This window comes from Ruegeria sp. SAZD013 (assembly GCF_059612525.1).
In genome coordinates, this window is sequence record NZ_JBXWQT010000020.1 from 1,019,304 (window position 1) to 1,043,681 (window position 24,378).

General features: G+C 57.8%; 26 protein-coding genes. 14 read left to right on the plus strand and 12 right to left on the minus strand.

Translation table 11 applies throughout. The annotated features are described in order from the left end of the window. Nucleotides 1-13 precede the first annotated feature (13 nt). Nucleotides 14-679, minus strand: a complete 666-nt coding sequence (locus tag AC2FLU_RS11330) for an SOS response-associated peptidase (protein WP_496715694.1) — start codon at nucleotides 677-679, stop codon at nucleotides 14-16. Between the two features lie 145 nt (nucleotides 680-824). Between AC2FLU_RS11330 and AC2FLU_RS11335 the strand changes: the two genes are divergently transcribed. Beyond that, complete coding sequence (locus tag AC2FLU_RS11335) at nucleotides 825-2,387, plus strand: tetratricopeptide repeat-containing sulfotransferase family protein (protein WP_496811981.1); 1,563 nt, start codon at nucleotides 825-827, stop codon at nucleotides 2,385-2,387. 59 nt (nucleotides 2,388-2,446) lie between these two features. Here AC2FLU_RS11335 and AC2FLU_RS11340 read toward each other — a convergent pair whose 3' ends face one another. Further along, nucleotides 2,447-4,024 carry a bifunctional metallophosphatase/5'-nucleotidase gene (locus AC2FLU_RS11340; protein WP_480517669.1) on the minus strand — a complete coding sequence of 526 codons (1,578 nt, stop codon included), beginning with the start codon at nucleotides 4,022-4,024 and terminating at the stop codon, nucleotides 2,447-2,449. Nucleotides 4,025-4,131: 107 nt separating this feature from the next. Here AC2FLU_RS11340 and AC2FLU_RS11345 point away from each other — a divergent pair, with 107 nt between their 5' ends. From AC2FLU_RS11345 to arsC, 4 genes are read left to right on the plus strand one after another with little or no spacing between them, the layout of a single operon-like run. Continuing rightward, nucleotides 4,132-4,470 carry a DUF952 domain-containing protein gene (locus AC2FLU_RS11345; RefSeq protein ID WP_480473530.1) on the plus strand — a complete coding sequence of 113 codons (339 nt, stop codon included), beginning with the start codon at nucleotides 4,132-4,134 and terminating at the stop codon, nucleotides 4,468-4,470. Then, nucleotides 4,467-4,898: a DUF1330 domain-containing protein gene (locus AC2FLU_RS11350; protein ID WP_480492875.1), complete on the plus strand. Its 432-nt coding sequence runs from the start codon at nucleotides 4,467-4,469 to the stop codon at nucleotides 4,896-4,898. The genes AC2FLU_RS11345 and AC2FLU_RS11350 overlap by 4 nt, the downstream gene beginning before the upstream one ends. Continuing rightward, nucleotides 4,895-5,953: a quinone-dependent dihydroorotate dehydrogenase gene (locus AC2FLU_RS11355; RefSeq protein ID WP_496715691.1), complete on the plus strand. Its 1,059-nt coding sequence runs from the start codon at nucleotides 4,895-4,897 to the stop codon at nucleotides 5,951-5,953. The genes AC2FLU_RS11350 and AC2FLU_RS11355 overlap by 4 nt, the downstream gene beginning before the upstream one ends. After that, on the plus strand, nucleotides 5,950-6,291 hold the full coding sequence (arsC, locus tag AC2FLU_RS11360; RefSeq protein ID WP_480473534.1) for an arsenate reductase (glutaredoxin): 342 nt from the start codon (nucleotides 5,950-5,952) through the stop codon (nucleotides 6,289-6,291). Before AC2FLU_RS11355 ends, arsC begins: the two co-directional genes overlap by 4 nt. Here the strand turns inward: arsC and AC2FLU_RS11365 are convergent. The 3 genes from AC2FLU_RS11365 to AC2FLU_RS11375 are packed head-to-tail and all read right to left on the minus strand — an operon-like array spanning nucleotide 6,288 to nucleotide 8,546. Further along, complete coding sequence (locus AC2FLU_RS11365; protein WP_480553864.1) at nucleotides 6,288-7,604, minus strand: MATE family efflux transporter; 1,317 nt, start codon at nucleotides 7,602-7,604, stop codon at nucleotides 6,288-6,290. The genes arsC and AC2FLU_RS11365 overlap by 4 nt on opposite strands. Before the next feature lie 2 nt (nucleotides 7,605-7,606). Beyond that, nucleotides 7,607-8,125, minus strand: a complete 519-nt coding sequence (locus AC2FLU_RS11370) for a PaaI family thioesterase (RefSeq protein ID WP_480473536.1) — start codon at nucleotides 8,123-8,125, stop codon at nucleotides 7,607-7,609. Between the two features lies 1 nt (nucleotide 8,126). Next, nucleotides 8,127-8,546: a PaaI family thioesterase gene (locus AC2FLU_RS11375; protein ID WP_480473537.1), complete on the minus strand. Its 420-nt coding sequence runs from the start codon at nucleotides 8,544-8,546 to the stop codon at nucleotides 8,127-8,129. A gap of 115 nt (nucleotides 8,547-8,661) precedes the next feature. On the opposite strand from AC2FLU_RS11375, the gene AC2FLU_RS11380 reads away from it, so the two are divergent. The 8 genes from AC2FLU_RS11380 to AC2FLU_RS11415 all read left to right on the plus strand — a co-directional run bounded on the left by AC2FLU_RS11380 (nucleotide 8,662) and on the right by AC2FLU_RS11415 (nucleotide 16,617). Beyond that, the gene (locus AC2FLU_RS11380; protein ID WP_480553865.1) at nucleotides 8,662-9,030 is read left to right on the plus strand and encodes a MerR family transcriptional regulator; all 369 of its coding nucleotides are present in this window, start codon (nucleotides 8,662-8,664) and stop codon (nucleotides 9,028-9,030) included. A 270-nt stretch (nucleotides 9,031-9,300) separates the two neighbouring features. After that, nucleotides 9,301-9,702 (plus strand): MerR family transcriptional regulator, encoded by a 402-nt coding sequence (locus AC2FLU_RS11385; RefSeq protein ID WP_209503256.1) that lies wholly within the window; start codon nucleotides 9,301-9,303, stop codon nucleotides 9,700-9,702. A gap of 42 nt (nucleotides 9,703-9,744) precedes the next feature. Further along, nucleotides 9,745-11,526, plus strand: a complete 1,782-nt coding sequence (locus tag AC2FLU_RS11390) for an acyl-CoA dehydrogenase C-terminal domain-containing protein (protein WP_480517685.1) — start codon at nucleotides 9,745-9,747, stop codon at nucleotides 11,524-11,526. A gap of 55 nt (nucleotides 11,527-11,581) precedes the next feature. Further along, nucleotides 11,582-11,794, plus strand: coding sequence for a hypothetical protein (locus AC2FLU_RS11395; RefSeq protein WP_209503252.1), 213 nt, complete (start codon nucleotides 11,582-11,584; stop codon nucleotides 11,792-11,794). A gap of 279 nt (nucleotides 11,795-12,073) precedes the next feature. Beyond that, on the plus strand, nucleotides 12,074-12,712 hold the full coding sequence (locus AC2FLU_RS11400; protein ID WP_480603068.1) for a glutathione S-transferase family protein: 639 nt from the start codon (nucleotides 12,074-12,076) through the stop codon (nucleotides 12,710-12,712). An 11-nt stretch (nucleotides 12,713-12,723) separates the two neighbouring features. Then, on the plus strand, nucleotides 12,724-13,935 hold the full coding sequence (locus tag AC2FLU_RS11405) for an acetyl-CoA C-acetyltransferase (protein ID WP_480553868.1): 1,212 nt from the start codon (nucleotides 12,724-12,726) through the stop codon (nucleotides 13,933-13,935). Beyond that, nucleotides 13,935-14,423 (plus strand): cupin domain-containing protein, encoded by a 489-nt coding sequence (locus AC2FLU_RS11410; RefSeq protein ID WP_496808637.1) that lies wholly within the window; start codon nucleotides 13,935-13,937, stop codon nucleotides 14,421-14,423. The genes AC2FLU_RS11405 and AC2FLU_RS11410 overlap by 1 nt, the downstream gene beginning before the upstream one ends. Next, nucleotides 14,416-16,617 (plus strand): 3-hydroxyacyl-CoA dehydrogenase NAD-binding domain-containing protein, encoded by a 2,202-nt coding sequence (locus AC2FLU_RS11415; RefSeq protein ID WP_480625054.1) that lies wholly within the window; start codon nucleotides 14,416-14,418, stop codon nucleotides 16,615-16,617. The genes AC2FLU_RS11410 and AC2FLU_RS11415 overlap by 8 nt, the downstream gene beginning before the upstream one ends. Before the next feature lie 56 nt (nucleotides 16,618-16,673). Here AC2FLU_RS11415 and AC2FLU_RS11420 read toward each other — a convergent pair whose 3' ends face one another. Both AC2FLU_RS11420 and AC2FLU_RS11425 read right to left on the minus strand, forming a co-directional pair. After that, on the minus strand, nucleotides 16,674-17,447 hold the full coding sequence (locus tag AC2FLU_RS11420) for a Hint domain-containing protein (protein WP_496715687.1): 774 nt from the start codon (nucleotides 17,445-17,447) through the stop codon (nucleotides 16,674-16,676). A 268-nt stretch (nucleotides 17,448-17,715) separates the two neighbouring features. After that, nucleotides 17,716-18,651 carry a DMT family transporter gene (locus AC2FLU_RS11425; protein WP_480473545.1) on the minus strand — a complete coding sequence of 312 codons (936 nt, stop codon included), beginning with the start codon at nucleotides 18,649-18,651 and terminating at the stop codon, nucleotides 17,716-17,718. A gap of 148 nt (nucleotides 18,652-18,799) precedes the next feature. Here AC2FLU_RS11425 and AC2FLU_RS11430 point away from each other — a divergent pair, with 148 nt between their 5' ends. Continuing rightward, on the plus strand, nucleotides 18,800-19,813 hold the full coding sequence (locus AC2FLU_RS11430; protein WP_496808635.1) for a hypothetical protein: 1,014 nt from the start codon (nucleotides 18,800-18,802) through the stop codon (nucleotides 19,811-19,813). 6 nt (nucleotides 19,814-19,819) lie between these two features. Here AC2FLU_RS11430 and upp read toward each other — a convergent pair whose 3' ends face one another. Genes upp through AC2FLU_RS11455 form a run of 5 tightly spaced genes read right to left on the minus strand, consistent with a single transcriptional unit; the run spans nucleotide 19,820 to nucleotide 24,344 of the window. Continuing rightward, nucleotides 19,820-20,452, minus strand: a complete 633-nt coding sequence (gene upp / locus AC2FLU_RS11435) for a uracil phosphoribosyltransferase (RefSeq protein WP_480473547.1) — start codon at nucleotides 20,450-20,452, stop codon at nucleotides 19,820-19,822. Then, entirely contained in the window at nucleotides 20,449-21,435 is a 987-nt protein-coding gene (locus tag AC2FLU_RS11440) for an adenosine deaminase (protein ID WP_496715684.1), read from the minus strand. Before AC2FLU_RS11440 ends, upp begins: the two co-directional genes overlap by 4 nt. Then, nucleotides 21,432-22,643, minus strand: coding sequence for a phosphopentomutase (locus AC2FLU_RS11445; RefSeq protein WP_496808634.1), 1,212 nt, complete (start codon nucleotides 22,641-22,643; stop codon nucleotides 21,432-21,434). Before AC2FLU_RS11445 ends, AC2FLU_RS11440 begins: the two co-directional genes overlap by 4 nt. After that, complete coding sequence (locus AC2FLU_RS11450; RefSeq protein WP_496808633.1) at nucleotides 22,640-23,947, minus strand: thymidine phosphorylase; 1,308 nt, start codon at nucleotides 23,945-23,947, stop codon at nucleotides 22,640-22,642. The genes AC2FLU_RS11445 and AC2FLU_RS11450 overlap by 4 nt, the downstream gene beginning before the upstream one ends. Nucleotides 23,948-23,951: 4 nt before the next feature. Next, complete coding sequence (locus tag AC2FLU_RS11455) at nucleotides 23,952-24,344, minus strand: cytidine deaminase (RefSeq protein ID WP_480517699.1); 393 nt, start codon at nucleotides 24,342-24,344, stop codon at nucleotides 23,952-23,954. Nucleotides 24,345-24,378 lie beyond the last annotated feature (34 nt).

The window sequence follows — 24,378 nt, forward strand, 5'->3', positions numbered from 1 at the left end:
TCTAAAGAAAAGGTCACGCGTCATAAGGTTCGATCAGCTCTGGCCCGCTGGCCCGGTTCGAGTTCACCACAGGACTGACCCGGTGGAAGGTCAGCACATCCTCGTGCCCCGGCTGCATCAGCCGCGCGGCCCCTTTTCCGGCTTCACCCAACCACAATGGCCAGTCTTCGGGTTCTACGATCAAGGGCATTCGCTGATGAATGACCTCAAGCCTTTTGTTGGCAGCCGTCGTCACGATTGCACAGGTGCCCTGCCGTTCACCTTCAGGACCCCAGTCCTGCCAGACCCCGGCAAAAGCAATCGGAGCTTTGTCCTGACGGTGGATATACCAGGGCAGGCGCGTTCCCTGTTTCGTTTTTGTCCATTCATAGAACCCGGTCGCTATGATCAGACAGCGGCGTGTCCGGCAAGCATCGCGAAAGGCGGGCTTGTCCGCCAGGGTCTCGGCCCGGGCGTTGATCAGCAACGGCCCCGCTGTTTCGGTCTTGTACCAATGCGGCAGGAATCCCCACCGCAGCGCGTCCAGATGGCGCCCTGTTTCGCCACTACGCACGACATGTACCTGATTTGTCGGACAAACATTGAAATTCGGCACCGCAGGCAGAGCGTTTGCCGGGCGAGCCGAAAACAGCTGCGCCATTGCGTCGTTGGGAAGAGTTATTGCAAACCGTCCGCACATGGGTAATGAACCACCGATACATTCTTGATACAGGCACAGGATTTCACGGGGTCACATGGAAAACCAGACAACGCAATCCCTTAAGAGCAAAGCACTGGCCCTTCTGGAAGCAGGCAAGCTGCCGCAAGCTTTGAAAAAGGCCCAGTTGGGTGTCAAGAAATTCCCAAAAGACTCGGATTATCATGCCATCGCCGGCTTTGTCTTGACCGAGATGAAGCAATACAAGAAATCAATTCCGCATTTTGTTGAAGCCTCGCGGATGAAACCGGACGACCTGCAGTTTGTCGAAAACCTGGCGAATGCATTGATGCAGACCGGGCAAATTCCCAAGGCTCTGGAATATACCGAACAAAAGCTGGAGCAATTCCCCAACAACCAGGAATTGAACCGCGTGCTGGATGAAATTCACCTCAAAGGCACCAACTGGCGCATGATGATCGAACATGCGAGCAGGAAGCTGGAGAGCGATCCAGACAATGTGGACCTTCTTGCTAAACGTGCCAGAGCTTACGCCAATATCGGCTTTGACGATGAAAACTCGCGGGATGTCGCCCGCGCCTACGAGCTGGACCCCGAGAACACAAAAATTGCCCTTATAAAATCTGTAGACCTTCACCAAACCGGCGAAAAGAACGAGTCCAAAGCAATACTGAGGCGCATTCTTCAAAACGAACCCGAGCATATGTCGGCTTTGCTGCAATTATCGGCAATGGCAACTACAGAGGAAGCTCCGGAGCTGCTGGAAGCCGTAAATAAAGCCATCTCCGAAAAGGGAGATGATAAGCTGGAACTCCAGTTCGCCAAGGCGCATTTGATTTCAAAGTTAGACGGTTTGAATGCCGCCATGCCGTATTACGCGCGGGCCAATGATATTCAGCACCAAGGCAACCCTTATGTCTCGGCCGATGAAGAGGAAAAACTGTTCCGGATCACCAGCTTGTTCCCCGTCGATTCAGATGCACCAGAGTCCGGCTTTGCCGAGGGGCCAACACCAATCTTTGTACTGGGTCAGCCCCGCTCGGGCACGACATTGATGGAAATGATGTTGAGTTCAGCCCCCGGAATATCCGGTTGCGGTGAACTGACTTTGGGGGCCGACCTGTCGCGTGAATATGAGAAAAAAAGCATGAAGTACGACGTTGCCAAAGCGTCTGAACTCGCGCGGGAATTCCTCGAATTGATGCCGCCAATTCCAGGCGACTCTGTCGCCTTTGTCGACAAGATGCCGCACAATTATCAACGTATCGGCTTCCTGCTGTCTGCCTTCCCAAAGGCAAAGATTATTAATATGCTGCGCGATCCGCGTGATGTTGGATTGTCCAAATGGATCAGGTGTTTTCCTGCCGGTGGAATGCGCTATGCCTCGAATATGCAGGCCATCGCCCATTCGGCAAATATGTATCGTCGCTACATGGCACATTGGGATGCCGTGTTCGGCAATCGTATTCTGACGGTGCCTTACGAAGAACTGGTGGCAGACCCGAAAACTTACAGCCAGCAGGTCGCCGCGTTCTGCGATTTGGAGTGGAACGAAACGATGATGCACCCTGAAAAGAACACGAAACAGGTGCGCACGGCCAGCATTGATCAGGTGCGCAGCAAGATCTCGACCAAGTCTATCGGAGGTTGGCGCGGGGTTGTCGAGCATATCAAGCCGATGCTCGACGGGATCGACCCCGAACTCTGGCCGGAATACGCTTTCAGCTGATCGGTTCCCCAAAAAGCCGCATCACGAGGATGCGGCTTTTTTCTTTGTCGTAAACCCAGTTATTTCTGCTTGATACGCCCGTCGACATAGGGCTGATAGGGCGCATTTTCCGCCAGGTATTCTGCGGTTACATCCGCAAGGTCCGGGCCGAAGTCATAGGCGTTCTTGTCGTCGCCTTCGAACATCTTGTACCCGTCACCGCCGTTGCGAACAAAGTTGTTGGTGACGACAAGGTAAGTCTTGTTCGGGTCGATCGGTATAAAACCGTCACCGTCGGCAACCATCACCTCGCTGACGCGTCCTTCGTTCGGTGCAACGCTTGGGTCCCAGGTAAAGCTAAGACCAGCGACCTGCGGGAAACGACCTTTCACTTCTTCCACCTGACTAACGCCATTCTCCAGCGCGTCAATGACACCCTGTCCGCTGATTTCGAAGGTCGACAATGTGTTCTGGAAAGGTAGTACAGCCAGAACTTCGCCCATGGTTACATCGCCAGGGTCGATGGACGCCCGCAACCCACCCGAGTTGGCAATGGCGATCTGAACGCCCTGATCCGCCACGCGCGCCAGCATCGCATCGGCGACCAGGTTGCCCATCTGGCATTCCTGCACACGGCAAATAGAGCGATCCCCTTCAACAGCTTCCGCAGCGCTTGCAACGACCTTGTTACGGATTTCATCCAAAGGCACCGCCAGTTCCGCAATCCTGTCCAGCGCGGCCTGATCCTCGGTTACTGCGTTGTCCATGATCAAAGGCTCGCCAACTGCCTCGACCACTTTGCCGTCGTCATCGAAAGTGACGTTCAACTCGCCCAGAAACTTGCCATAGGCATAGGCCTGAACGATCTGTACGCCGTTTACCACCGTTGGGTACGGACCTGCCGCCTTATCCGACACATTCGAAAGATACGTATTTGAATGTCCGCCGACGATCACATCAACGCCGGTCGTTTCTTGCGCGACGCGCTGATCGACGCCATAGCCGGAGTGGCTGAGAACGATGATCTTGTTAACGCCCTCACCCGTCAGTTTATCGACTTCGGCCTGCACGGCTGGCACCGGGTCCGAGAACGTGACGTTGGGGCCGGGCGAGGCAAGCTCATCCGTGTCGATTGGGGTCAGACCGATCAGGCCGATCTTTTCGCCGCCCACCTCGATAACAGTCGATTTCTTGATCCTGTCCGTCAAAAGCTCTTCGTCGCGAATATCAGCGTTGGACATCAGGACCGGGAAGTCGACCGAGTCGATGAACCCCCGCAACACTTCGGGGCCGTCATCAAACTCGTGGTTGCCAACGGTCATGGCGTTATAGCCCAGCTTGTTCATGAACTCGGCCGCGACCTTGCCCTTGTAGTAGGTATAGAAAAGGGACCCCTGGAACTGGTCACCTCCATCCACCAGAATCGAGTTTTCTGCGCGCTCGCGCGCATCGGCAACTGCCGTAACAAGGCGCGCCGAGCCGCCAAAGCACTTACCTTCCGCATTGTCTTCCGCACCGCATCCGCTGTCGTATTTGTTGATCGGCTCAAAGCGCGAATGGAAATCGTTGGTGTGCAGAATTGTCAGCTTGTAGTCGGCTGCTGCGACGCCCGCAGTCAGGCCCACCACCGCAACCGAAGTTAAAAATCGGGTCAACATCTTGGAACTCCCTATTATTATTGCCGGGGATCGTGCGCTTATGTCGACTGAGAGTCAAAGGAGAAATCCAGCTTGATTCCAAGCGCCGTGCGGGGCATCAGGTCATCATGCTGATCTACAAGATTTTCCGAACCGACGAATGGGCTGAACTGCAAAGTCTGGGCGCCACAGACGGAGCACCCATTGACGTGTCAGACGGGTTTGTTCACTTTTCCACCGCTGAACAAGCGGCTGAAACCGCCGCCAAGCATTTTGCCGGCGTTGAAGGGCTTACACTGTTGGCATGTGATGCCGACGCCATGGGCGATGACCTGAAATGGGAAGTGTCGCGAGGAAACGCCCTGTTTCCGCATCTGTATCGTCAGATCAGGTTAAGCGATGTTGTCTGGGCGCGTCCGCTGCCTTTTGTCGGTACGGCACATCGGTTTCCCGAGGACATGGCATGACATCCTATGTCGATCCGGATCGCGCCCAGTTCGAGGCGTTCAAGGCCCTGGACCGCGACCAGCCGATCGAGATGCTCAATCTAGTGAAGTTCCGCGCCGAGGCGCAGTATCCCAGTTCGCATGAATTGGCCGGCGCAGGGCTGACCGGGGCGCAGGCCTATCAGAAATACGGGACTGAAACCGCCGCAATCATTGGCCGTATCGGGGCAAGCATCCTGTGGCGGGGTGTATTTGAAACGACTCTGATCGGACCGGCTGATGAGGTATGGGATGCCGTCTTTATCGCACGCTATCCGACTGCATATGCGTTTCTGGAAATGGTGACTGACCCGGTGTACCGGGCAGCGGTGGTCCATCGGCAGGCTGCGGTAGAAACCTCGCGCCTGATCCGGTGCGGATCAAGCAAAAGCGGGAAAGCGTTTGGATGAAACTGACCGAGAAGTTCGGGCTTGCGGCCCTGCATTGCATGGACCCCGAGACCGCCCACGGAATGTCGATCAGGGCTTTGAAGGCGGGGCTTGCGCCTGCGCCGGGGCCGGTGGCAACGCCGCGCCTGAAAACCAGCCTTGCAGGTTTGGACCTGCCTAACCCGGTAGGATTGGCCGCGGGCTTCGACAAGAACGGTGAGGTTCTGACGCCGCTGTCACGCGCAGGATTCGGCTTCATCGAAGTCGGTGCCGTCACACCGCGCCCCCAACCGGGAAACCCCAAACCCCGCCTGTTTCGCCTGACCGAGGACAAAGCGGCGATCAACCGTTTTGGCTTCAACAACGAAGGCATGGAGGTGATGGCAAAACGGCTTGCTGATCGCCCCAAGAATGGGGTGATCGGCCTGAATCTGGGCGCCAACAAGGACAGCGAGGATCGCGCAGGTGATTTCGTCAAGGTGCTGGCGCATTGTGCCGCGCATCTGGATTTTGCCACGGTCAACGTGTCATCCCCGAATACGGAAAAGCTGCGGGATTTGCAGGGCAAAGCAGCGCTGAGCGCACTTTTGAACGGTGTGATTGAAACCCGGGATGCGCTGCCTCGCCCGCTGCCCATCTTCCTGAAAATCGCGCCGGACCTGACCGATGCCGAGTTGCAGAACATTGCCGAGGTTGCGCGAGAGACCCGTGTGGATGCCGTGATCGCCACCAACACCACCCTGTCACGCGACGGGCTGCGCAGTTCGCACAAAGGTGAAACCGGCGGGCTGTCCGGCGCACCGCTGTTCGAGAAATCAACACGTGTTCTGGCGCGGCTCAGCCAGTTGACCGGGGGTGACATTCCCCTGATCGGCGTCGGTGGCATCAGCAATGCAGAACAGGCCTATGCCAAGATCTGCGCCGGGGCATCTGCTGTGCAGTTCTATACGGCGATGGTGTATGGCGGCATTTCTCTGGCGGCGGACATTGCGAACGGGCTGGATGAACTACTGGCCCGCGACGGCTTTGAGAATGTAGCCCAAGCCGTCGGCAGCAAACGAGAGGACTGGCTATGATCGAATATTGGCACAACCCGCGCTGTTCAAAATCCCGCGCGGGTCTTGCATTACTGGAAGAGAATGGCGCACGGGTCACGGTGCGCAAATATCTTGAGGATGCACCATCAATCGATGAGCTGCGAGCGGCACAATCCGCCTTGGGGCTTTCGCCCGTTGAGATGATTCGTACCGGAGAATCTCGGTTCAAGGAACTGGGGCTGACAAAGGCTTCGCCAGACGACGCCCTGATCCGGGCCATGGCTGAAAACCCGATCCTGATTGAGCGTCCGCTTGCAATTGCGGGGGATAAGGCCGCCATAGGGCGTCCGCCGGAAAACCTTCTTGCGCTGCTCTAGGCCACCTGCGCCTCGAGCTTGGGATAGCGCCATCCCAAAGTCACGCCACGTGCTATATTAAGCACCATCAACGCGGCCCACAGGCCGTGGTTTTCGAAACTTGGCACCAGAATGAACAGCGCAACCAGATAGATAGCGACCGATTGGAACATCGCGCTACGCATGGCGCGGGTCCATGTAGCACCTATGTAGATGCCGTCAAACATCCAGCTTGCCACGCCTATAACGGGTGCCAACGCGGCCCAGATAAGAAACTCGCGCCCGGCCTCGCGCACCTGCGGCGATGTTGACATGAGGTCGATCAACGCCGGTCCGGCGACAAAGAAAACCACACCCAGTAACAGGGCACCGCCAACACCCCATTGCGATGTCATGACAGACGCGCGGCGCACCTGATACCTGTCTCTGGCACCCACCGCGCTTCCGACTAGCGCCTCGGCGGAAAAGGCAAACCCGTCCAGCGCAAAAGCTGTGATTTCTAGAAACTGAAGCAAGACCTGATTGGCCGCCAGATTGACATCACCCAGATCGGAACCGACGAAAAGAAAGGTCGTGAAGGATCCGGTTAGCAAAACCGACCGGATCATGATATCGCCGTTGACCTGCAACATCCGTTGCAGCCGAACGGCATCAAATATGCGGGCCCAGTCACGCCAGGTTCCGTCTTCGAACCCATCCCGACACAGCCAAAGGCCCAGCGCCAGACCTGTCCATTCCGCAATCAAAGTGGCAATGGCAACCCCTTCGACACCCCAGCCGAGACCAAGCACGAACCATAGATCCAGAACGATGTTCAATCCGTTCATCCAGACCTGAAGAACAAAAACCCCGCGCGTGCGTTCAACCGCAATCAACCATCCGGTAACCGCATAAAGCGCGATAGTGGCAGGCGCGCCCCAAATTCGAATCTCAAGATAGGCGTGGGCCAGCGTTTCGACCTCGGGACTTGCCGGAGATAAAGCGAACGCACCCGCGAACACAGCCACTTGGGTGAGGATAAAGAACAACCCGGCCGCGCCGCCAAGCATCAGACCACGCATCAGCAAAGCGCGGGTTTCAACAGCGTCGCCTGCCCCGCGTGCCTGCGCCGCCATCCCGGTGGTTCCCATCCGCAAGAAGCCGAAGATCCAGTAGATCGTTGACAGGATAACTGCGCCGATCCCGACCGCCCCGATAGGCGCAGCCTGCCCTAACTGACCGACAACGCCGGTATCCACTGCCCCCAGAATCGGGACCGTGGCGTTCGACAGGACAATCGGCACCGCGATCTTCAGCACCCGTCCATGCGTGATGGGCGCCGAGGCGTCCTGCATGGTCAGCTCTTGTCTCTGGCAGGTTGCGGCATCAAGAAATGCCCGGAGGCCTGCGCAAACAGTTTCGCATGATTGTCCTGCCAGGCTTCAACCCGTACCGAGGCGTAACGCCGCCCGGACCGGCTGATAAACGCCCTCGCATAGGCGTCTCGCGGCAAGCCGGAACGCAGATAGTCAACGGTAAAGTCGATCGTCTTCGGAAACCGGATGCTTTCGTCTGACACGATGGCATCTGCATCGATCTCACCGTTTTCTATACTTGGGAATATGTGTTCCCAGCTCAGAGTGATAACGGCTGTCACCTCCAAAAAGGCAGCGGTTACGCCGCCATGAATTGCAGGCAGAAACGGATTGCCGATCAGCTTGTCATCGAAATTCAAAACGCCGGTCAGCTCATCCCCGCGCCTGTCGAAACTGATGTTCAGAAAACGGATATACGGTACGCCGTCAACAAGCGCGCGTAGGGCTGCATCGCGGCGCTGCTTGACCACCTGCATCGGCTCGGGACGAGGTCTTGGCATATTACTTCCCTTCAACCGTAAAAGAGCCCGAGGCAGTCGCCACAGGCAGATCCGTGTCGTTGTCCATTGCGGTGGCCCGCACGAAGGCAACGTTTCGCGTGATATGATGACAGACGGCATGCGCAGTAATCGTCTGACCTGGCGTCGCCGCGCGCATATAGTCTATCCGCAGATCGATTGTTGCGGTTCCTCCGGGGGCCGACGGGTGGCTCATCACCGCAGCACCACAACAGGTGTCCAGGATCGTGGATATCGCCCCCCCATGAATCACCCCTGTACGCGGATCCCCGATCAGGTCTTCGTTGTAGGGCAAGGTTATCTCAGCCTCACCTTCGCCGATCTGCGTGAGCGTAAGGTTCAATGCCCGCGCATGGGGGATCGCCTCGATAAACTGGCGGGCTAAAACTGTCTTATCGACCATGGGTATGCGTCCTGTTCTCTGCACCGCCTTTATGAGCCGGTGTTCCGGAAAAGAGCAAGCCTGCCTGTTGCGCTTGGGATCGGGACCGCCTAGGTTGCTGACGAGGAGACCGGGAATGTCCAACAACCGTTTGTCATTCAAAGAAATGTGCGCCAAGTTCGACGTGACACCGCGCACCCTGCGCTACTACGAATATATCGAGCTTTTGCAACCGGACCGCGAAGGGCGTTCGCGCTTTTATGGGGCCCGGGAATGCGCGCGGATGAAACTTATCATGCGCGGCCGAAAGTTTGGTTTTCCTCTAGAAGAGATTCGCCAATGGCTACTGATCTATGAAGATCAGGGAAACGAGGCCCAGATGGCCACCTTTGTCGAAATGGCGGACCGCCAGATGAGTGAGCTTCAGCAGCAGCGACAGCAGCTGGATGAAGCAATGGACGAACTCAAAAGCCTGCGCGACCAAACGGCCAAGTCGCTGGAATAACCTTTTCCGATATTTCATAGCCAAGCATTGCAGGTGGCAGAACCTGTCAAAGCCGGTGCGCATCCCCTTCCCCGCACCCGTTTGTTCATGCCGGAAATCAGTTGACGCGACGGTAACAAAATTACGTCGGAAACCGCTTACGTGCACGGATGTTACGTCAACTAAAAAGTGACGCAGCGTCTGGATTACGTAAACGTCACTCACATGTTGTAAAGCACCCACCAACTGCGCAACTCATGTCTCATGACGCCAGTGACGAGAGTATGACGAATGACCGAAGATGTGATGACCATTCGCGAGATGTGCGAGACCTATGATGTCACACCACGCACCTTGCGGTTCTATGAGGCAAAGGAACTACTGTTCCCGATCCGCGAAGGCCAAAAACGTCTGTTCACCAAACGTGACCGGGCGCGGCTGAAGCTGATCCTGCGCGGAAAAAGATTTGGGTTCAGCCTCGAGGAAATTCGACAGTTGCTGGATCTCTACCATGTGGGCGATCAACAGGTCACCCAGATGAATCGCACTTATGAAATCGCGTGCGAACGTCTGGCTGACATGGAATCGCGCCGCGAAGAGCTGACGCAGGCCATCGACGATCTGAAAGAGCAGTTGCGCTGGGGCGAGAAAGTCATCGCCTCAATGAAACAGGAAAAGAAGGCGGCCGAGTAACCTCGCCCTGCTTTCCGGACATATGAATTAAGGGAGCTTCACATGCCCGTTTACAACGCGCCAACCAAAGACATGCAGTTCATTCTGCACGATGTTCTGAAAGTCTCGCAGTCGGACATCCCCGGCTATGATGAACTGGAGGCCGAATTCACCGGCGCAGTTCTGGAAGAAGCAGGCAAGGTTGCCGCCAACGTCCTGCATCCTTTGAACGTTGTTGGTGACACCGAAGGGTGCCGGTTGGAAAACGGCATTGTGTACACACCTACCGGGTTCAAAGACGCGTTCGAGCAGATGAAGGAAGGTGGCTGGACTGGCCTCGACATGCCGGAAGAGTATGGTGGCCAGAACATGCCCTACGTGATCGGCACAGCCGTAGGAGAGATGTTCTCGGGCTCCAACCAGGCTTTCACCATGTATCAGGGCCTGACCCATGGCGCAGCCTCGGCCATTCTGGCGCACGGGACAGACGAGCAGAAGAACAAATACCTGCCCAACATGGTCAGCTGTGAATGGACCGGCACCATGAACCTGACCGAACCGCATTGTGGCACCGATCTGGGCCTGATGCGTACCAAGGCAGAACCGCAGGGTGATGGCAGCTATAAGATTTCCGGCCAGAAGATCTTTATCTCGGCCGGCGACCACGACATGGCAAACAACATCATCCACCTGGTGCTGGCCAAGATCCCAGGTGGCCCCGAGGGCATCAAAGGCGTGTCGCTGTTTATTGTGCCCAAATTCATTGTGAACGAAGACGGCAGCCTGGGCGAACGCAACGGCGTATCGGTCGGAAAGATCGAAGAGAAAATGGGCATCCACGGCAACTCGACCTGCGTCATGAACTATGACGAAGCCACCGGCTGGCTGCTGGGCGAAGAGCACAAGGGCATGCGCGCCATGTTCACCATGATGAACGAAGCGCGTCTGGGTGTGGGCATGCAGGGCCTGTCGCAAGCCGAAGCGGCCTATCAGAACGCTCTGGAATACGCCAAAGACCGTTTGCAGGGTCGCGATGTGACCGGTGTCAAAAATCCGGATGGTCCGGCCGATCCTCTGATCGTGCATCCTGACATCCGTCGCAACCTGATGGATCAGAAAAGCTTTACCGAAGGCGCACGCGCGTTCATCCTTTGGGGCGCGACAATGATCGACAAGGCGCACCGCGCGGGAGACAAGGATGCAGACGGGCTGATCTCGTTGCTGACTCCGGTCATCAAAGGCTTCCTGACCGACGAAGGTTACGACATGACCGTTCAGGCGCAGCAGGTCTATGGTGGCCATGGCTACATCGAAGAATGGGGTATGTCACAATACACCCGCGACGCCCGCATCGCGATGATCTACGAAGGCGCAAATGGCGTTCAGGCGCTTGACCTTGTGGGTCGCAAACTGGCGCAGGATGGCGGCAAACACGTCATGGCCTTCTTCGAGATGGTCAAAAGCTTCTGCAAAGAAAACGGCGGCAAGGACGAAGCTTACGATAAAGCCTTCATCGAACCGCTGAAGGCCGCGTCCAAGGATCTTCAGGCCGCAGGCATGTATTTCATGCAGGAAGGCATGAAGAACCCGAATAACGCACTGTCCGGGTCCTATGACTTCATGCACATGTTCGGCCATGTTTGCCTGGGTCTGATGTGGGCGCAGATGGCCAAGGCCGCGCAGAACGCTCTGGACAGTAATGCGTCGGACAAAGAGTTCTACGAGACCAAGATCAACACCGGTCGCTTCTACATGGCGCGCCGCCTGCCAGCGACAGCGATGCATCTTGCGCGCATTCAGACCGGTGCGGACACGGTAATGGCACTAGACGCGGCGAACTTCTGAACTCAGTCTGGGTCCGGGCAACACCGCCCGGACCCAGCTTACCGGAGGAGACCAAATGCCAAAACGTTTTCGCCTGACCCGCCGCTTTCCGGTTGCGATGACTGAAGATGGGTATCGCAAACTCAAAGCGTTCGCGCGGGATGCTGGTCTGGACGAAGGCGAGGCGCTGTCTTTCTTGTTCGAGAATTTCAACAGCGTGATTGATGAGGAGAACCTGACCCACCGCCTACGCATCTTCAATTCCGAACTTGAGGCACGGAAGAGGTGAACTGCTGCGGAGAAAACTCAACGGCGCCTTTAATTTGAATGCCGGACGCCTCCGGCGGGAGTATTTGTGAAAAGATGAAGCGGCGATGCGTCCCTGCCACCGGGCGCACTCGCCATCAGGACAGGAACGACTTCACCTTTTGCGGTCATCGGCTCTCCAGCCTGTACTGCACGACCACTGAATACGAAGATGGTTGATGAAAGGTTACCTACTGCCCTTCAGCTTTTCAAAAATACTCAAATCCGGCCTAGCCAAATGCGCCTTGGGAGGGGCGAGCACATGACCATCAAACTTCATTGCTTCGGAGAAAGTGGAAACAGCTACAAAGCTGCTTTGGCTCTGGAAATGTCCGGATTGGAGTGGGAACCGGTCTTTGTCGATTTCTTCAAAGGTGTAACCCGCACGCCGGAATATCGTGCTGATGTAAACGAGTTGGGTGAGGCACCTGTTCTTGTCGATGGAGATTTTCGCACCAGCCAATCCGGCGCGATTCAGGCCTATGTCACAGAGAAATCCGGCAAGTTCGGTGGCAAGGACCGGGAAGAAAACTACGATATTCTGCGTTGGGTTTTGTGGGACAATCACAAACTCAGCTCAATGGCTGGTTTGACGCGGTTCCTGATCAATTTCCTACCCGAGCAGCACCGCAACCCTGACGTCATTGCATTCAATAAAGGACGTTTGAAAGCAGCTTATGAGATCCTGAACGCGCATCTGGAAGGCCGCGACTGGATCGTCGGCGACGGCGTGACCAACGCCGACCTTAGCTGCTGCGGCTATCTGTATTACCCTGAACCATTCGGTTTTGACCGTGCCGACTGGCCCCATATCGACGCCTGGCTGACCCGCTTGTCCGAACAGCCCGGCTGGAAACACCCCTATGACCTGATGCCCGGCAACCCGTCGGATCGAGCTTGAGGAGAAGACCCATGACCGAAGCCTATATCTATGACGCCCTGCGCACGCCGCGCGGCAAGGGCCGCAAGGATGGCAGCCTGCACGAGGTAACCTCGGTGCGCCTGTCCGCCCTGACCCTGAACGCGATGAAAGAGCGCAACAACCTGGAAGGCCACGCCGTCGAAGACGTGATCTGGGGAAACGTCACGCAAGTGATGGAGCAAGGCGGCTGTCTGGCGCGCTCGGCCGTTCTGGCGTCCGACCTCGACCAGTCGATCCCAGGTCTGGCGATCAACCGTTTCTGCGCCTCGGGCATGGAAGCCGTGAACTTGGCCGCTAACCAGGTGAAAGGTGGCGCGGGCGATGCCTATATTGCAGGCGGTGTCGAGATGATGGGTCGCGTGGCCATGGGCAGCGACGGTGCAGCAATCGCTGTTGACCCCTCGCTGGCGATGGAGACCTATTTCGTACCTCAGGGCATCTCGGCCGACATCATCGCGACCGAATATGGGTTTACCCGTGATGACGCGGATGCGCTGGCGGTTGAATCGCAAAGGCGTGCTGCGGAAGCATGGGCCGACAACCGGTTTGAAAAATCCGTGATCACCGTCAAGGATCAGAACGGGCTGACCATTCTGGACCGCGACGAATACATGCGCCCCAGTACCGATATGCAGAGCCTCGGCGCACTGAACCCGTCCTTCCAGATGATGGGCGAACAGATGCCGGGCTTCGACAAGGTGGCCATGTTGAAATACCCGCATCTTGAGCGCGTGAACCACATCCACCATGCCGGCAACAGCTCGGGCATCGTCGACGGAGCCGCTGCTGTTCTGATCGGCAACAAGGAATTTGGCGAGAAATACGGCCTCAAGCCGCGTGCCCGCATCAAAGCGACCGCCAAGATCGGCACAGATCCGACCATCATGCTGACTGGTCCGGTTCCGGTGACCGAGAAGATTTTGGCCGACAATGGCATGAAGATCAGCGATCTGGACCTGTTTGAAGTGAACGAGGCCTTTGCCTCGGTCGTGCTGCGTTTCCAGCAGGCATTTGATGTCGACCCTGCACTGGTCAACGTCAACGGCGGTTCGATCGCGATGGGTCACCCGCTGGGTGCCACGGGTGCGATGATCATCGGTACGCTGCTGGATGAGCTTGAGCGTCAGGACAAGGAAACCGGTCTTGCCACGCTTTGCATTGCATCCGGCATGGGTGCGGCAACCATTATCGAGCGCGTCTGATGCCCAAGCTGGATCTTTCTCAGATCCCGTTTCAGGGCGGCTCGGCCTATCCCGGCAAGCTGGCCGAAGCGACCGCAGGTCGCTTCGCGCAGCGGGTGGGCGATGCAGGCGGGCTGACCCAATACGGGGTCAACATCGTGCGGCTGGAACCGCAGGGCCTGTCCTCGCTGCGCCATTACCACATGAAGCAGGACGAGTTTGCCATCATCCTCACCGGCTCGTGCACGCTGGTCGATGATGATGGCGAGCACGAGATGCTGCCCGGCGATTGCGCCGCCTGGCCCGCTGGTGAGGCCAATGGCCATCACCTTGTCAACAAAACCGATGCGCCCATGACCTTTCTGGTGGTGGGCACACGGACCCCGACCGAGACCGGCTATTACAGCGACATGGACATGATGGTGAAGGTTGATGAGAACGGATTCTCCTTCACCCGCAAGGATGGCAGCCCGCTGACGGCTGACCAGATTGGAGATGACAATGACTGATTTCACTCTGAGCAAAGACGCAGACGGCGTCGCCACGATCACCTGGGACGTGCCCGGGAAGACCATGAACGTGATGTCCTTTGATGGGCTAGCAGAATTGAGCGATTGCATCGATCAGGCGCTGGCCGACGATGAGGTGAAAGGCATCATCGTTACTTCGGGCAAGGAAGGGTCATTTGCGGGCGGCATGGATCTGAACCTGCTGGCGGTGATGAAAGAACAGGCGGGCGACAATCCGGCCAAGGGTCTGTTCGAGGGAACGATGAAAATGCACGCCCTGTTGCGCAAGATCGAACTGGCTGGCATGGACCCCAAGAACAAGAAAGGTGGCAAGCCGATTGCTACAGTTCTGCCGGGGACCGCTGCGGGCATCGGTATGGAACTGCCGCTGTCCACCCATCGTATCTTTGCGGCTGAAAACCCAAAGGCGAAGTACGGCCTGCCCGAGATCATGGTCGGCATCTTCCCCGGTGCGGGCGGCACCACCCGCATGGTCCGCAAAGTTGGCGCCATTGCCGCGGCTCCGCTGTTGCTGGAAGGCAAGATGCTGGACGTCAAGAAAGCCAAGGGCGCAGGCTATATCGACGAGATTGCAGCCGATCCAATGGCAGCAGCCAAGGAATGGGTGCTGAACGCCAAGGACGCCGATCTGGTCAAGCCATGGGACGCGAAGGGTTATAAGATGCCCGGTGGCGCCCCCTATCATCCTGCAGGCTTCATGAACTTCGTTGGCGCGTCGGCGATGGTGAACGGCAAGACCCAAGGGGCTTTCCCGGCAGCCAAGGCTCTGCTGAGCGCGGTTTACGAAGGCGCTCTGGTGGATTTCGACACCGCGCTGAAAATCGAAGCGCGCTGGTTCACGTCCGTGCTGATGAACCCTTCGTCAGGTGCGATGATCCGGTCGCTGTTCCTGAACAAGGAAGCGCTGGAAAAAGGCGCCGTGCGCCCCGCCGGTGTCCCGGATCAGTCGGTCAAGAAGATCGGTGTTCTGGGCGCGGGCATGATGGGGGCTGGTATCGCCCTGGTTTCGGCGCAGGCCGGTATGGAAGTGGTTCTGATCGACCGCGACCAGGAGGCTGCGGACAAAGGCAAAGCCTATACCGATACCTATCTCGACAAAGGCATGAAGCGCGGCAAGGTCACGGCTGAGAAAAAAGAGGCCATGCTGGGTCGCATCACCGCGACGCCGGATCTGGACAACCTGAAAGGGTGTGACCTGATTATCGAAGCCGTCTTTGAAGACATGGGCGTCAAGGCTGAGATGACCAAGAAGGTCGAGGCGATTATCCCCGAGGACTGCATCTTTGCATCGAACACCTCGACCCTGCCGATCAGCGATCTGGCCAAAGCCTCGGTGCGGGCAGACCAGTTCATCGGCATCCACTTCTTCTCACCGGTCGAGAAGATGTTCCTGGTCGAGATTATCAAGGGCAAGGAAACCGGGGATCGTGCGGTGGCCAAGGCGCTGGACTATGTGCGCCAGATCCGCAAGACCCCGATCGTGGTCAACGATGCGCGTTTCTTCTACGCAAACCGCTGCATCATTCCATATATCAACGAAGGCGCGCGCATGGTCACTGAAGGCGTCAGCCCCATTTTGATCGACAACGCCGCGCGGCAGTTGGGTTTCCCGGTCGGTCCGATCCAGTTGACCGACGAAACCTCGATTGATCTGGGTGCCAAGATCGCCCGCGCGACAAAGGCGGCGATGGGCGATGCCTATCCGGAAAGCCCCTCGGACGATTTGATCTTCTGGATGGAGGAACAGGGCCGTCTGGGTCGCAAGGCGAACGCGGGTTTCTTCGACTATGACGAAAAGGGCAAGCGCGTCGAATACTGGAAGGGCCTGCAAGAGAAGTATCCGCTTGCCGATGACCAGCCTGACCTGATCGAAGTGCAGGAACGTCTGATGTTTGCTCAGGTTCTGGAAGCGGTCCGCGCACTGGAAGAAGGTGTTCTGGAAGACATCCGCGAGGGCGATGTCGGTGCAATTCTGGGCTGGGGGTTTGCCCCGTGGTCGGGTGGTCCGTTCAGCTGGCTGGACATCATCGGCACGCCCTATGCGGCCGAGCGTTGTGATCAATTGGCCGAGACATACGGCGAACGCTTTGCCTGCCCGCCGCTGCTGCGCGAGATGGCAGAAAAAGGTCAGAGCTTCTACGGTCGCTTCAACCCCGAAGCAAAAGCCGCTTAATCCAATGACGCGGGCGCATGTCATCATGCGCCCGCATCGTTCTTGTCAGTGTTTGGTTAGATCTGCCATTCGGGCCGCAGGAACAGAACCGGCGCGCTTGGGCGTCCCGGTCGACCCGGTCGCCTGACCCCAAATGGCGGGCGGATCGGAAATATCGGTTCCTGGGGAATGGGTGCAGGCAGCGCACCCAATGGGTTAGCAAGAGCCGACATATCGCCTCTGCTTATAAGCGAATGGATCAGGTCGGAGGCAACCTCTTCGGTCGCGACTTCATACCGTGTTCCCGTAGTTGCGCCGCGCATGTTGAAGCGACCGGACGGGCAATAGGCCTGCAATCCGCCTTCGACAAAGATCACCTGATCATCATCAAAGAACAAGGAAAACACTTCAAAAGACGACCCCGGTGCCTGTGACGTCAGGCGACCGGCTCCGTTCAGCAAACGCGCGGGCAACACCGAAGGTCCATCGGCCTTGGCGTTGATCCGGGACAGGTTCAGCGCCATGCCCTGTTCGGGCATCAACCAGACAGCTCGCCCGTTATATGCGGCGTGGGCAGGCACGAGGATCGGCAGGTACTCGACCCGGCGCTCATCGGCCGGAATGACCACAACGCTTATTGAGATGCGCCGAACCTCTTTAAACCCATGATCGAGGGTTCGAACCAGATCACCTACCGCGATCCGTTCGACCGGCTTCCACCCTGCAGTCGTGGCGATCTTGGTGCCGTGCAAAAACCCGCCACGGCGCGCATTTACCGCCTGTTTTTTGTTGGTTCGATCAACTTCTGGCAGCTGATCCAGATAAACAGAAATACTTGTTACTTCGGACACGTGCCTTACCCCCTTTTGGCACAAAACGGTTATGCCAATGAGCTAACACCAAAAATTCTGCCCGTCACATTTCAGACATATTTGCGCCCATTTTTGACCAATTCCGCGTAATTACCGAGGGTTTTCGTGAACACTCCAGAAAGCTCACCGAGCATTTTTGCCATTTCTGAAACGAATGCCATTTGTCGATCCTCCGAATCCACGGCGTTTCACTGGATACGGAAATAACAAAACGGTCTGGCTTAGACGTACATACGACCCAATCGCGTCAGGCAACTTTTTGCTGGTCAGATGATCGGCTGGCGCGCCACCCCAGCAACAGACCCGCTGACGCAATCATAAGGATGCCCGAAATCTGAAAGACGCCAATGGTTTGTCCAAAGGCCACAAAAGCGAAAAGCGGGCCGAAAATCATGACAGAATACTCGAACACCGCCACATAAGACGGCTCGCCCACCTGATACGCCTTGATCAGCATGAAAACCGCGATTGTAGAACCGATAGCCTGAGTAACCAGCCACGGTATGGCAGGCCCCATATCCCAGACCCATCCACGCGTAACAAACCCCTCGGCACCGTCTGCCGTAACGACCGGCGAGATTGTCAGAAACGTGAGCCCCATCGCACCGGCCAAACCCAGCGTAATGACCATGACGGCCAGCATGGCCACAGTGCTTTCCTGAGAACAATGTGTACGTGTGAGGATCGAACTGAGGGCATAGAAAAACCCGGCCGCCACGGGCACCAACGTGCGCAGGTCAAAATCGCCGGGGTTTGGCTGAAGCACCAGAAGGATGCCAGTAAATCCAATCAGTACTGCCAGTATGCGCCACGGCCCTATTGGTTGCCTGAGCACCAGAGCGGAGATCAACAGCACAAAAATCGGTGAGGTGAACAACCCTGCCAGCGCCTGTGCAATAGGCATCATGGCAAGGGATGCAAAATAGAACAGCATTGCCGTGGTAATCAGAACGCTGCGCAAAATGACGGGACCCCACCGCACGGGCCTCAACCCGCCCAGCCCCAGAAACGACAGGCCAACTATCAGCGGCAGCATCAACAGTGCACGGGTCAGATGGAACTGCCACAGCCCGACGGTTTCGGCCAAAAGGATCACAACATTGTCGATGACGCCGATAATTGCCATGGCACTGACCATCAGGGCCGAAGCCAGCACAGCAGAAGATGAGGAATGCGCCTGCATGAAGTCGTGTCCTGATTGTGATCGTGGGCCGACAGTCTCGATCCTTTCGGGTATCCAGCACAATTCGCAATGACTGCGCAACAGGTTTGCGCCCTGCGATTTCACCATGCTAAGCTGCGGCAAAACAAATTCGAGCAGACCCACCCAGATGACGGCCCTGAAACAGTACCAGCGGATCGAAGCCACCGGTCTGTGGCGCCCCTCGCCCGATGAACAGCGGCGCGAGGTTGTGGTGTCTATCGGCGAAGCCACCCTGACCATTTCCGATTTCAATGACAGGGCACTGACCCACTGGTCGCTGGCAGCACTTGAACGCCAGAACCCCGGTTCCTTTCCGGCCATATTCAACCCGGACGGTGATCCGGATGAAACGCTTGAGCTGGCCGAATCCGAAACCACGATGCTTGAAGCGATCGACCGATTGCAGCGCGCTATAGATCGGTCCCGCCCCCACCCGGGGCGTTTGCGCTGGCTGAGTGTCGGAGGCGTCGTGGCCGCTGTGCTGGCGCTGTTGCTGTTCTGGCTGCCCGGTGCGCTGCAAAACCATGTTGTCTCGGTCGTGCCCCAAGTTAAACGGCAAGAAATCGGCGATATGATCTTGCATCGGATCGAGCGCGTCTCGGGCCGGGCCTGTACGTCGCGGGATGCTCGGGATTCACTGGAACAATTGGCCCGGCGCACCGGCGTACGGCAGATCATCATTCTGCCCGCAGGCGTTCAGGACAGCCTCAGCCTGCCTGGCGGCACAGTCCTGCTAAGCCGTGCTTTGGTAGAGGATAACGAAGACCCTGCGGTCGCAGCGGGCTATGTGATTGCTGAACGGGCGCGGACCGCGCACAAAGACCCGCTGGATGACTTGCTGGACAGAACCGGCGCAACCTCTGCCTTTAGACTGCTGACAACCGGCGGACTGACGTCCGAGATTATCGACAAATATACCGAGCAGGTCCTGTCACAGCCCCGCCCGGCCATTTCTGATGACGATTTGCTGGCGATGTTCTCGCAAAGCGCGCTTCCCTCAACCCCCTACGCCTATGCCCGTGATGTGACCGGCGAAACCGTTCTTGGCCTGATCGAAGCGGATCCAATGGCGGGAAGGGCGCTGGAACAGGTGCTGCCGGACCGCGACTGGGTCCGGCTACAGAATATTTGCGGCGAATAAACCGGGTTACTTGGTTCCGAACATCCGGTCACCGGCATCCCCCAGACCGGGCATGATGTAGCCTTTCGAGTTCAACTCGCGGTCCAGCGCTGCTGTGACGATACGCACGTCAGGGTGCGCTTCTTTCATCCGCGCGACACCTTCGGGTGCCGCCAACAGGCACAGAAAGCGAATATCCGTCGCCCCGGCCTCTTTCAGTAGGTCAATGGCCGCGGCCGAGCTGTTGCCGGTGGCCAGCATTGGATCCACCGCAATGACCAAACGGTCCTTCAGGCTTTCGGGGGCCTTGAAATAATACTGTACGGGTTTCAGCGTTTCTTCGTCGCGATACAGCCCCACGAAACCGACGCGTGCTGAAGGCACAAGTTCAAGCACCCCATCCAGCATCCCGTTTCCGGCGCGCAGGATTGACACCAGCGCCATTTTCTTACCTGCCAGAATGGGGGCGTCCATCTCTTCCATCGGCGTTTCGATATTGCGCGTGGTCAAGGGAATGTCGCGCGTGACCTCGTAGGCCAGCAGCAATGTGATTTCGCGCAACAACTGCCGGAACCCGGCGGTCGAGGTGCCCTTGTCCCGCATGAGCGTCAGCTTGTGTTGCACCAGCGGGTGATCGACGACGGTCAGATGTTCGCTCATGTGTTCTCCAGTCTTTTCTTGACCCGCGCGCGGGTGTCTTCATCGCAGAAGGCCGCATTCAGGGCCATCTCATTCAATGCCGCAAAATCCCCGGCCTCCCAACCGAAAGCCGCGTTCAACATCTCATATTCCCGCCGCATGGTCGTGTGAAAAAACGGAGGATCGTCGGTGGAAACCGTAACCTTTACGCCCGCATCGCGCAGTTTCGCGATGGGGTGGGCAGCAAAATCTGGGAAAAGGCCCAGAACCACATTCGAACCCGGACACACTTCAAGCGTGATATCCCGGTCAACCAGTTCACGTACAAGATCAAGGTCTTCGATGGCGCGGACGCCGTGCCCGATACGCTCAACCCCCAGATCGCGCACAGCGTCGCGCACACTGTCAGGACCGCCAAACTCACCCGCATGCGTGGTCAGGCGCAGCCCGGCTTCGCGGGCACAATCGAAAGACCATTTGAAATCGCCCTGCGTGCCAATGGATTCGTTGCCGCCCATGCCGAAACCGGTGATCCAGTATCCGGCGGTCTCGGCCGCACAATGGGCACTTCGCCTGGCTTGTTCGGCGCCAAAATGGCGGACACAGGTAACGACACCGCGCAAGGTGATACCAAATTTACGCTCGGCCTCGTCTGCCGCATCCTGAATGGCGTTCAGATAATCCCGCCACGCATGCAGGTCGCCACCGCCGCAAAAATCAGGGCTGAGGAAGGTCTCGGAATAAACCACGCCATTTTCAGCGCTTTCCTCAAGAATGGCCAATGTCAGCCGCCGGAAGTCTTCGGGCGTTTTCAGAACTTCGCAAGCGGCTTCGTACACGCTCAGGAAATGCGCGAAATCACGAAAATCATAAGATCCGTCCGGTTTGAAGATACCGCTCAGATCCACACGTTTTTCATGCGCAAGCTGACGGATGAAGGCCGGAGGTGCCGCGCCTTCGTGGTGAAGATGCAGTTCGATTTTGGGCAGGTCTGCGACGCTCATAAAAAGTTCCTTCCCGGCCCTTGCGCCGGAATGTTCAGATGATGGGCAATGCTGGCCGCGATATCGGCAAAATCCACTTGCCCGATCTGTCCAGCACCCTTCCCCGCAATCAGAACCGGAACCTGTTCACGGGTGTGATCTGTTCCGGTCCAGCTTGGGTCATTGCCATGATCGGCAGTCAACAGCAACAGGTCGCCCGGGTGAAGCTTCTTAAGGACTTCTCCGATCTCGCGGTCGAACCATTCCAACGCACGCGCATATCCGCTGATGTCCCGGCGATGTCCGTACAGGCTGTCGAACTCGACAAAGTTGGCGAAGGTCAGACTGCCCTCTTCCGCCTCGTCTACAAGGTCAGACAGGTGCTGCATTAGCTGGGCATCCGACCCTTTGCGCAGCGTGTTGATCCCCTGCATCGAAAAGATGTCGCCGATCTTACCTACAGCATGAACCCGCCGCCCTGCATCCTGCACCCAATTGGTCAGCACCGGTGCCGGGGGCAGAATGGCGAAATCCTTGCGATTGGTCGTCCGATCAAACCCCGTCTCAGGCGTTCCGACAAAGGGGCGCGCAATGACACGCCCGACTTTCATCTGATGCAAACGCGGAGCAAGCGCGCGGCACATGTCCAGCAACCGTTCCAGCCCAAAGCTTTCCTCATGAGCCGCGATCTGAAATACACTGTCAGCGGATGTGTAGCAGATCGGCCAGCCGGTGCGCATATGCTCGGCGCCCAGCTCGGCAATGATCGCTGTTCCGGACGCGTGGCAGTCGCCAAGAATGCCTTCGGTCCCGACGGCTTCGGCTGCCGCGCGGCTCAGTTCCGTTGGAAAAGCCGGAACCGTGTTCGGAAAGTAATGCCAATCCCAGGGCACCGGCAGGCCCGCCAGTTCCCAGTGGCCTGAGGGCGTGTCCTTACCGGGCGAATGCTCACGCGCGCAGCCCCATAGTCCAGCGGGTTCGGCATCGAGGCCCGGAGTGGCCTCTCCAGACGCCAGCCGCACAGCCGCGCCCAAACCCAGCGCGTCCAGATTGGGCAGGTGCAAAGGGCCGGTGCGCCCCTCTTCTGCACGGCCTTCCGCGCAGGCTTGGGCGATATGGGCCAGCGTGTTTGCCCCGGTATCCGGGACTTCACCGTTGAAAAACTGATCTGCGTCGGGTGCCCCGCCTATTCCGACGGAATCCATAACCACAAGGAATGCACGGCTCATACGCTGATCCTTTCGTGGATCAGATCGGGACGCTTGGGAGCTGTATCGCTGATCGTCATCGCGCTTAGCACAGTTTCCGCCGCGCGCCGTGCGGCGTCTTCCCGCGCAGCGTGGACCACGGCAATCGCTGAACCTTTGGACACACGATCCCCCAGCCTGAGGATGTTGGATATTCCTACTGCCGGATCGATCTCATCGCTTTCGACCTGACGGCCGCCACCCAGCGCGACGACCGCAAGGCCCAGAGCCTCTCCGTTGATGGAGGAGATGTAACCGTCTTCGGAGGCAGGAACCTCCTGAATAACGCTCGCCTCAGGCAGGAAACGGGTCCAGGTATCGACAAATTTCACAGGACCACCAACCGCAGCCAACATGCGACCAAACCGTTCGGCGGCGCGACCGTCACGGATAATCTCGGCGATCTGCTCGCGCCCCTCCTCGACCGATTTGCACATGCCTGCATCGGCCAACAGGACGCCGCCCAACTCGGCAGAAATATCCACCAGAGGCGAAGCATCCGGACCGGTCAGAACCTTCATCACTTCCGCGACCTCCAGTGCATTGCCCAGCGCCGATGCCAAAGGCTGGTTCATGTCGGTGATCACCGCCGAAGTCCGGCACCCGGCCGCGTTTGCGGTCTCGGTCAATGCTGTGGCCAGCTTACGGGCATCCTCAATTGTTTTCATAAAGGCACCGCTGCCGACCTTGACGTCAAGAACCAACGCATCCGGGCTGGCCGCCAGCTTTTTGGACAGGATCGATGCTGTGATCAGATCCAGACTTTCAACCGTCGCCGTCACGTCCCGAACCGCATAAAGCCGCTTGTCCGCCGGTGCAATCTGGCCCGTCGCGCCGACGATAGCAGCGCCCGTTTCGCGCAATATCTGCGCAAGTCGGTCCTGACTGATCTGAGTGCTGACACCCGGAATCGCCTCGAGCTTGTCAAGCGTTCCACCCGTGTGCCCCAAACCCCGGCCCGAGATCATCGGAACAAACGCACCGCATTCCGCCAGCGCCGGAGCAAGCACAAGGCTGACACAGTCCCCGACCCCACCGGTCGAGTGCTTGTCGATCACCGGCCCGTCCACATCCCAACTGACAACATCGCCGCTATCGCGCATCGCAATCGTCAAGTCCGCACGCCCCTGAGGGCCCAGCCCGCCCATACAGACGGCCATGGCAAACGCCCCGGCCTGCGCATCGCTGACGCTGCCGTCCGCCAATCCCTGCGCGAACCAGATCAGCTCGTCGCGGCCCGGTACGTCATGCCTGCGCAGTTTGGCTATGATTGAACGGGCGTCCATGCGTTCAGACATCCTCCATGTGCGACGCGTCAAACGCACCCGGCAGCAAATCTCCGATGGTTGTCTCAAACTCCGCACCATCGACGGTTGCCAGAGTAACTTTTACATCGCGCTTGCCAAACTCGGCCAGCTTCTGACGGCATCCACCGCAAGGCGGCACAGGCTGAGGGCTGGAGGCAACCACGTAGACTTCGGTCAGTTCCTGCTCACCCGAGGCCACCATTGCGGCAATTGCACCTGCTTCCGCGCAGGTGCCCTCGGGATAGGCCACATTTTCGACGTTGCACCCGGAAAAGACTTGGCCCGAAGAAGACCGGAGCGCTGCGCCAACTTTGAAGTTCGAATATGGCGCGTAGGCGTTTTCCCGGACAGACAAGGCAGCGTCTTTCAGCGACATGGCGATTCCCTATTTTTGATCATCTGGTCAGAAA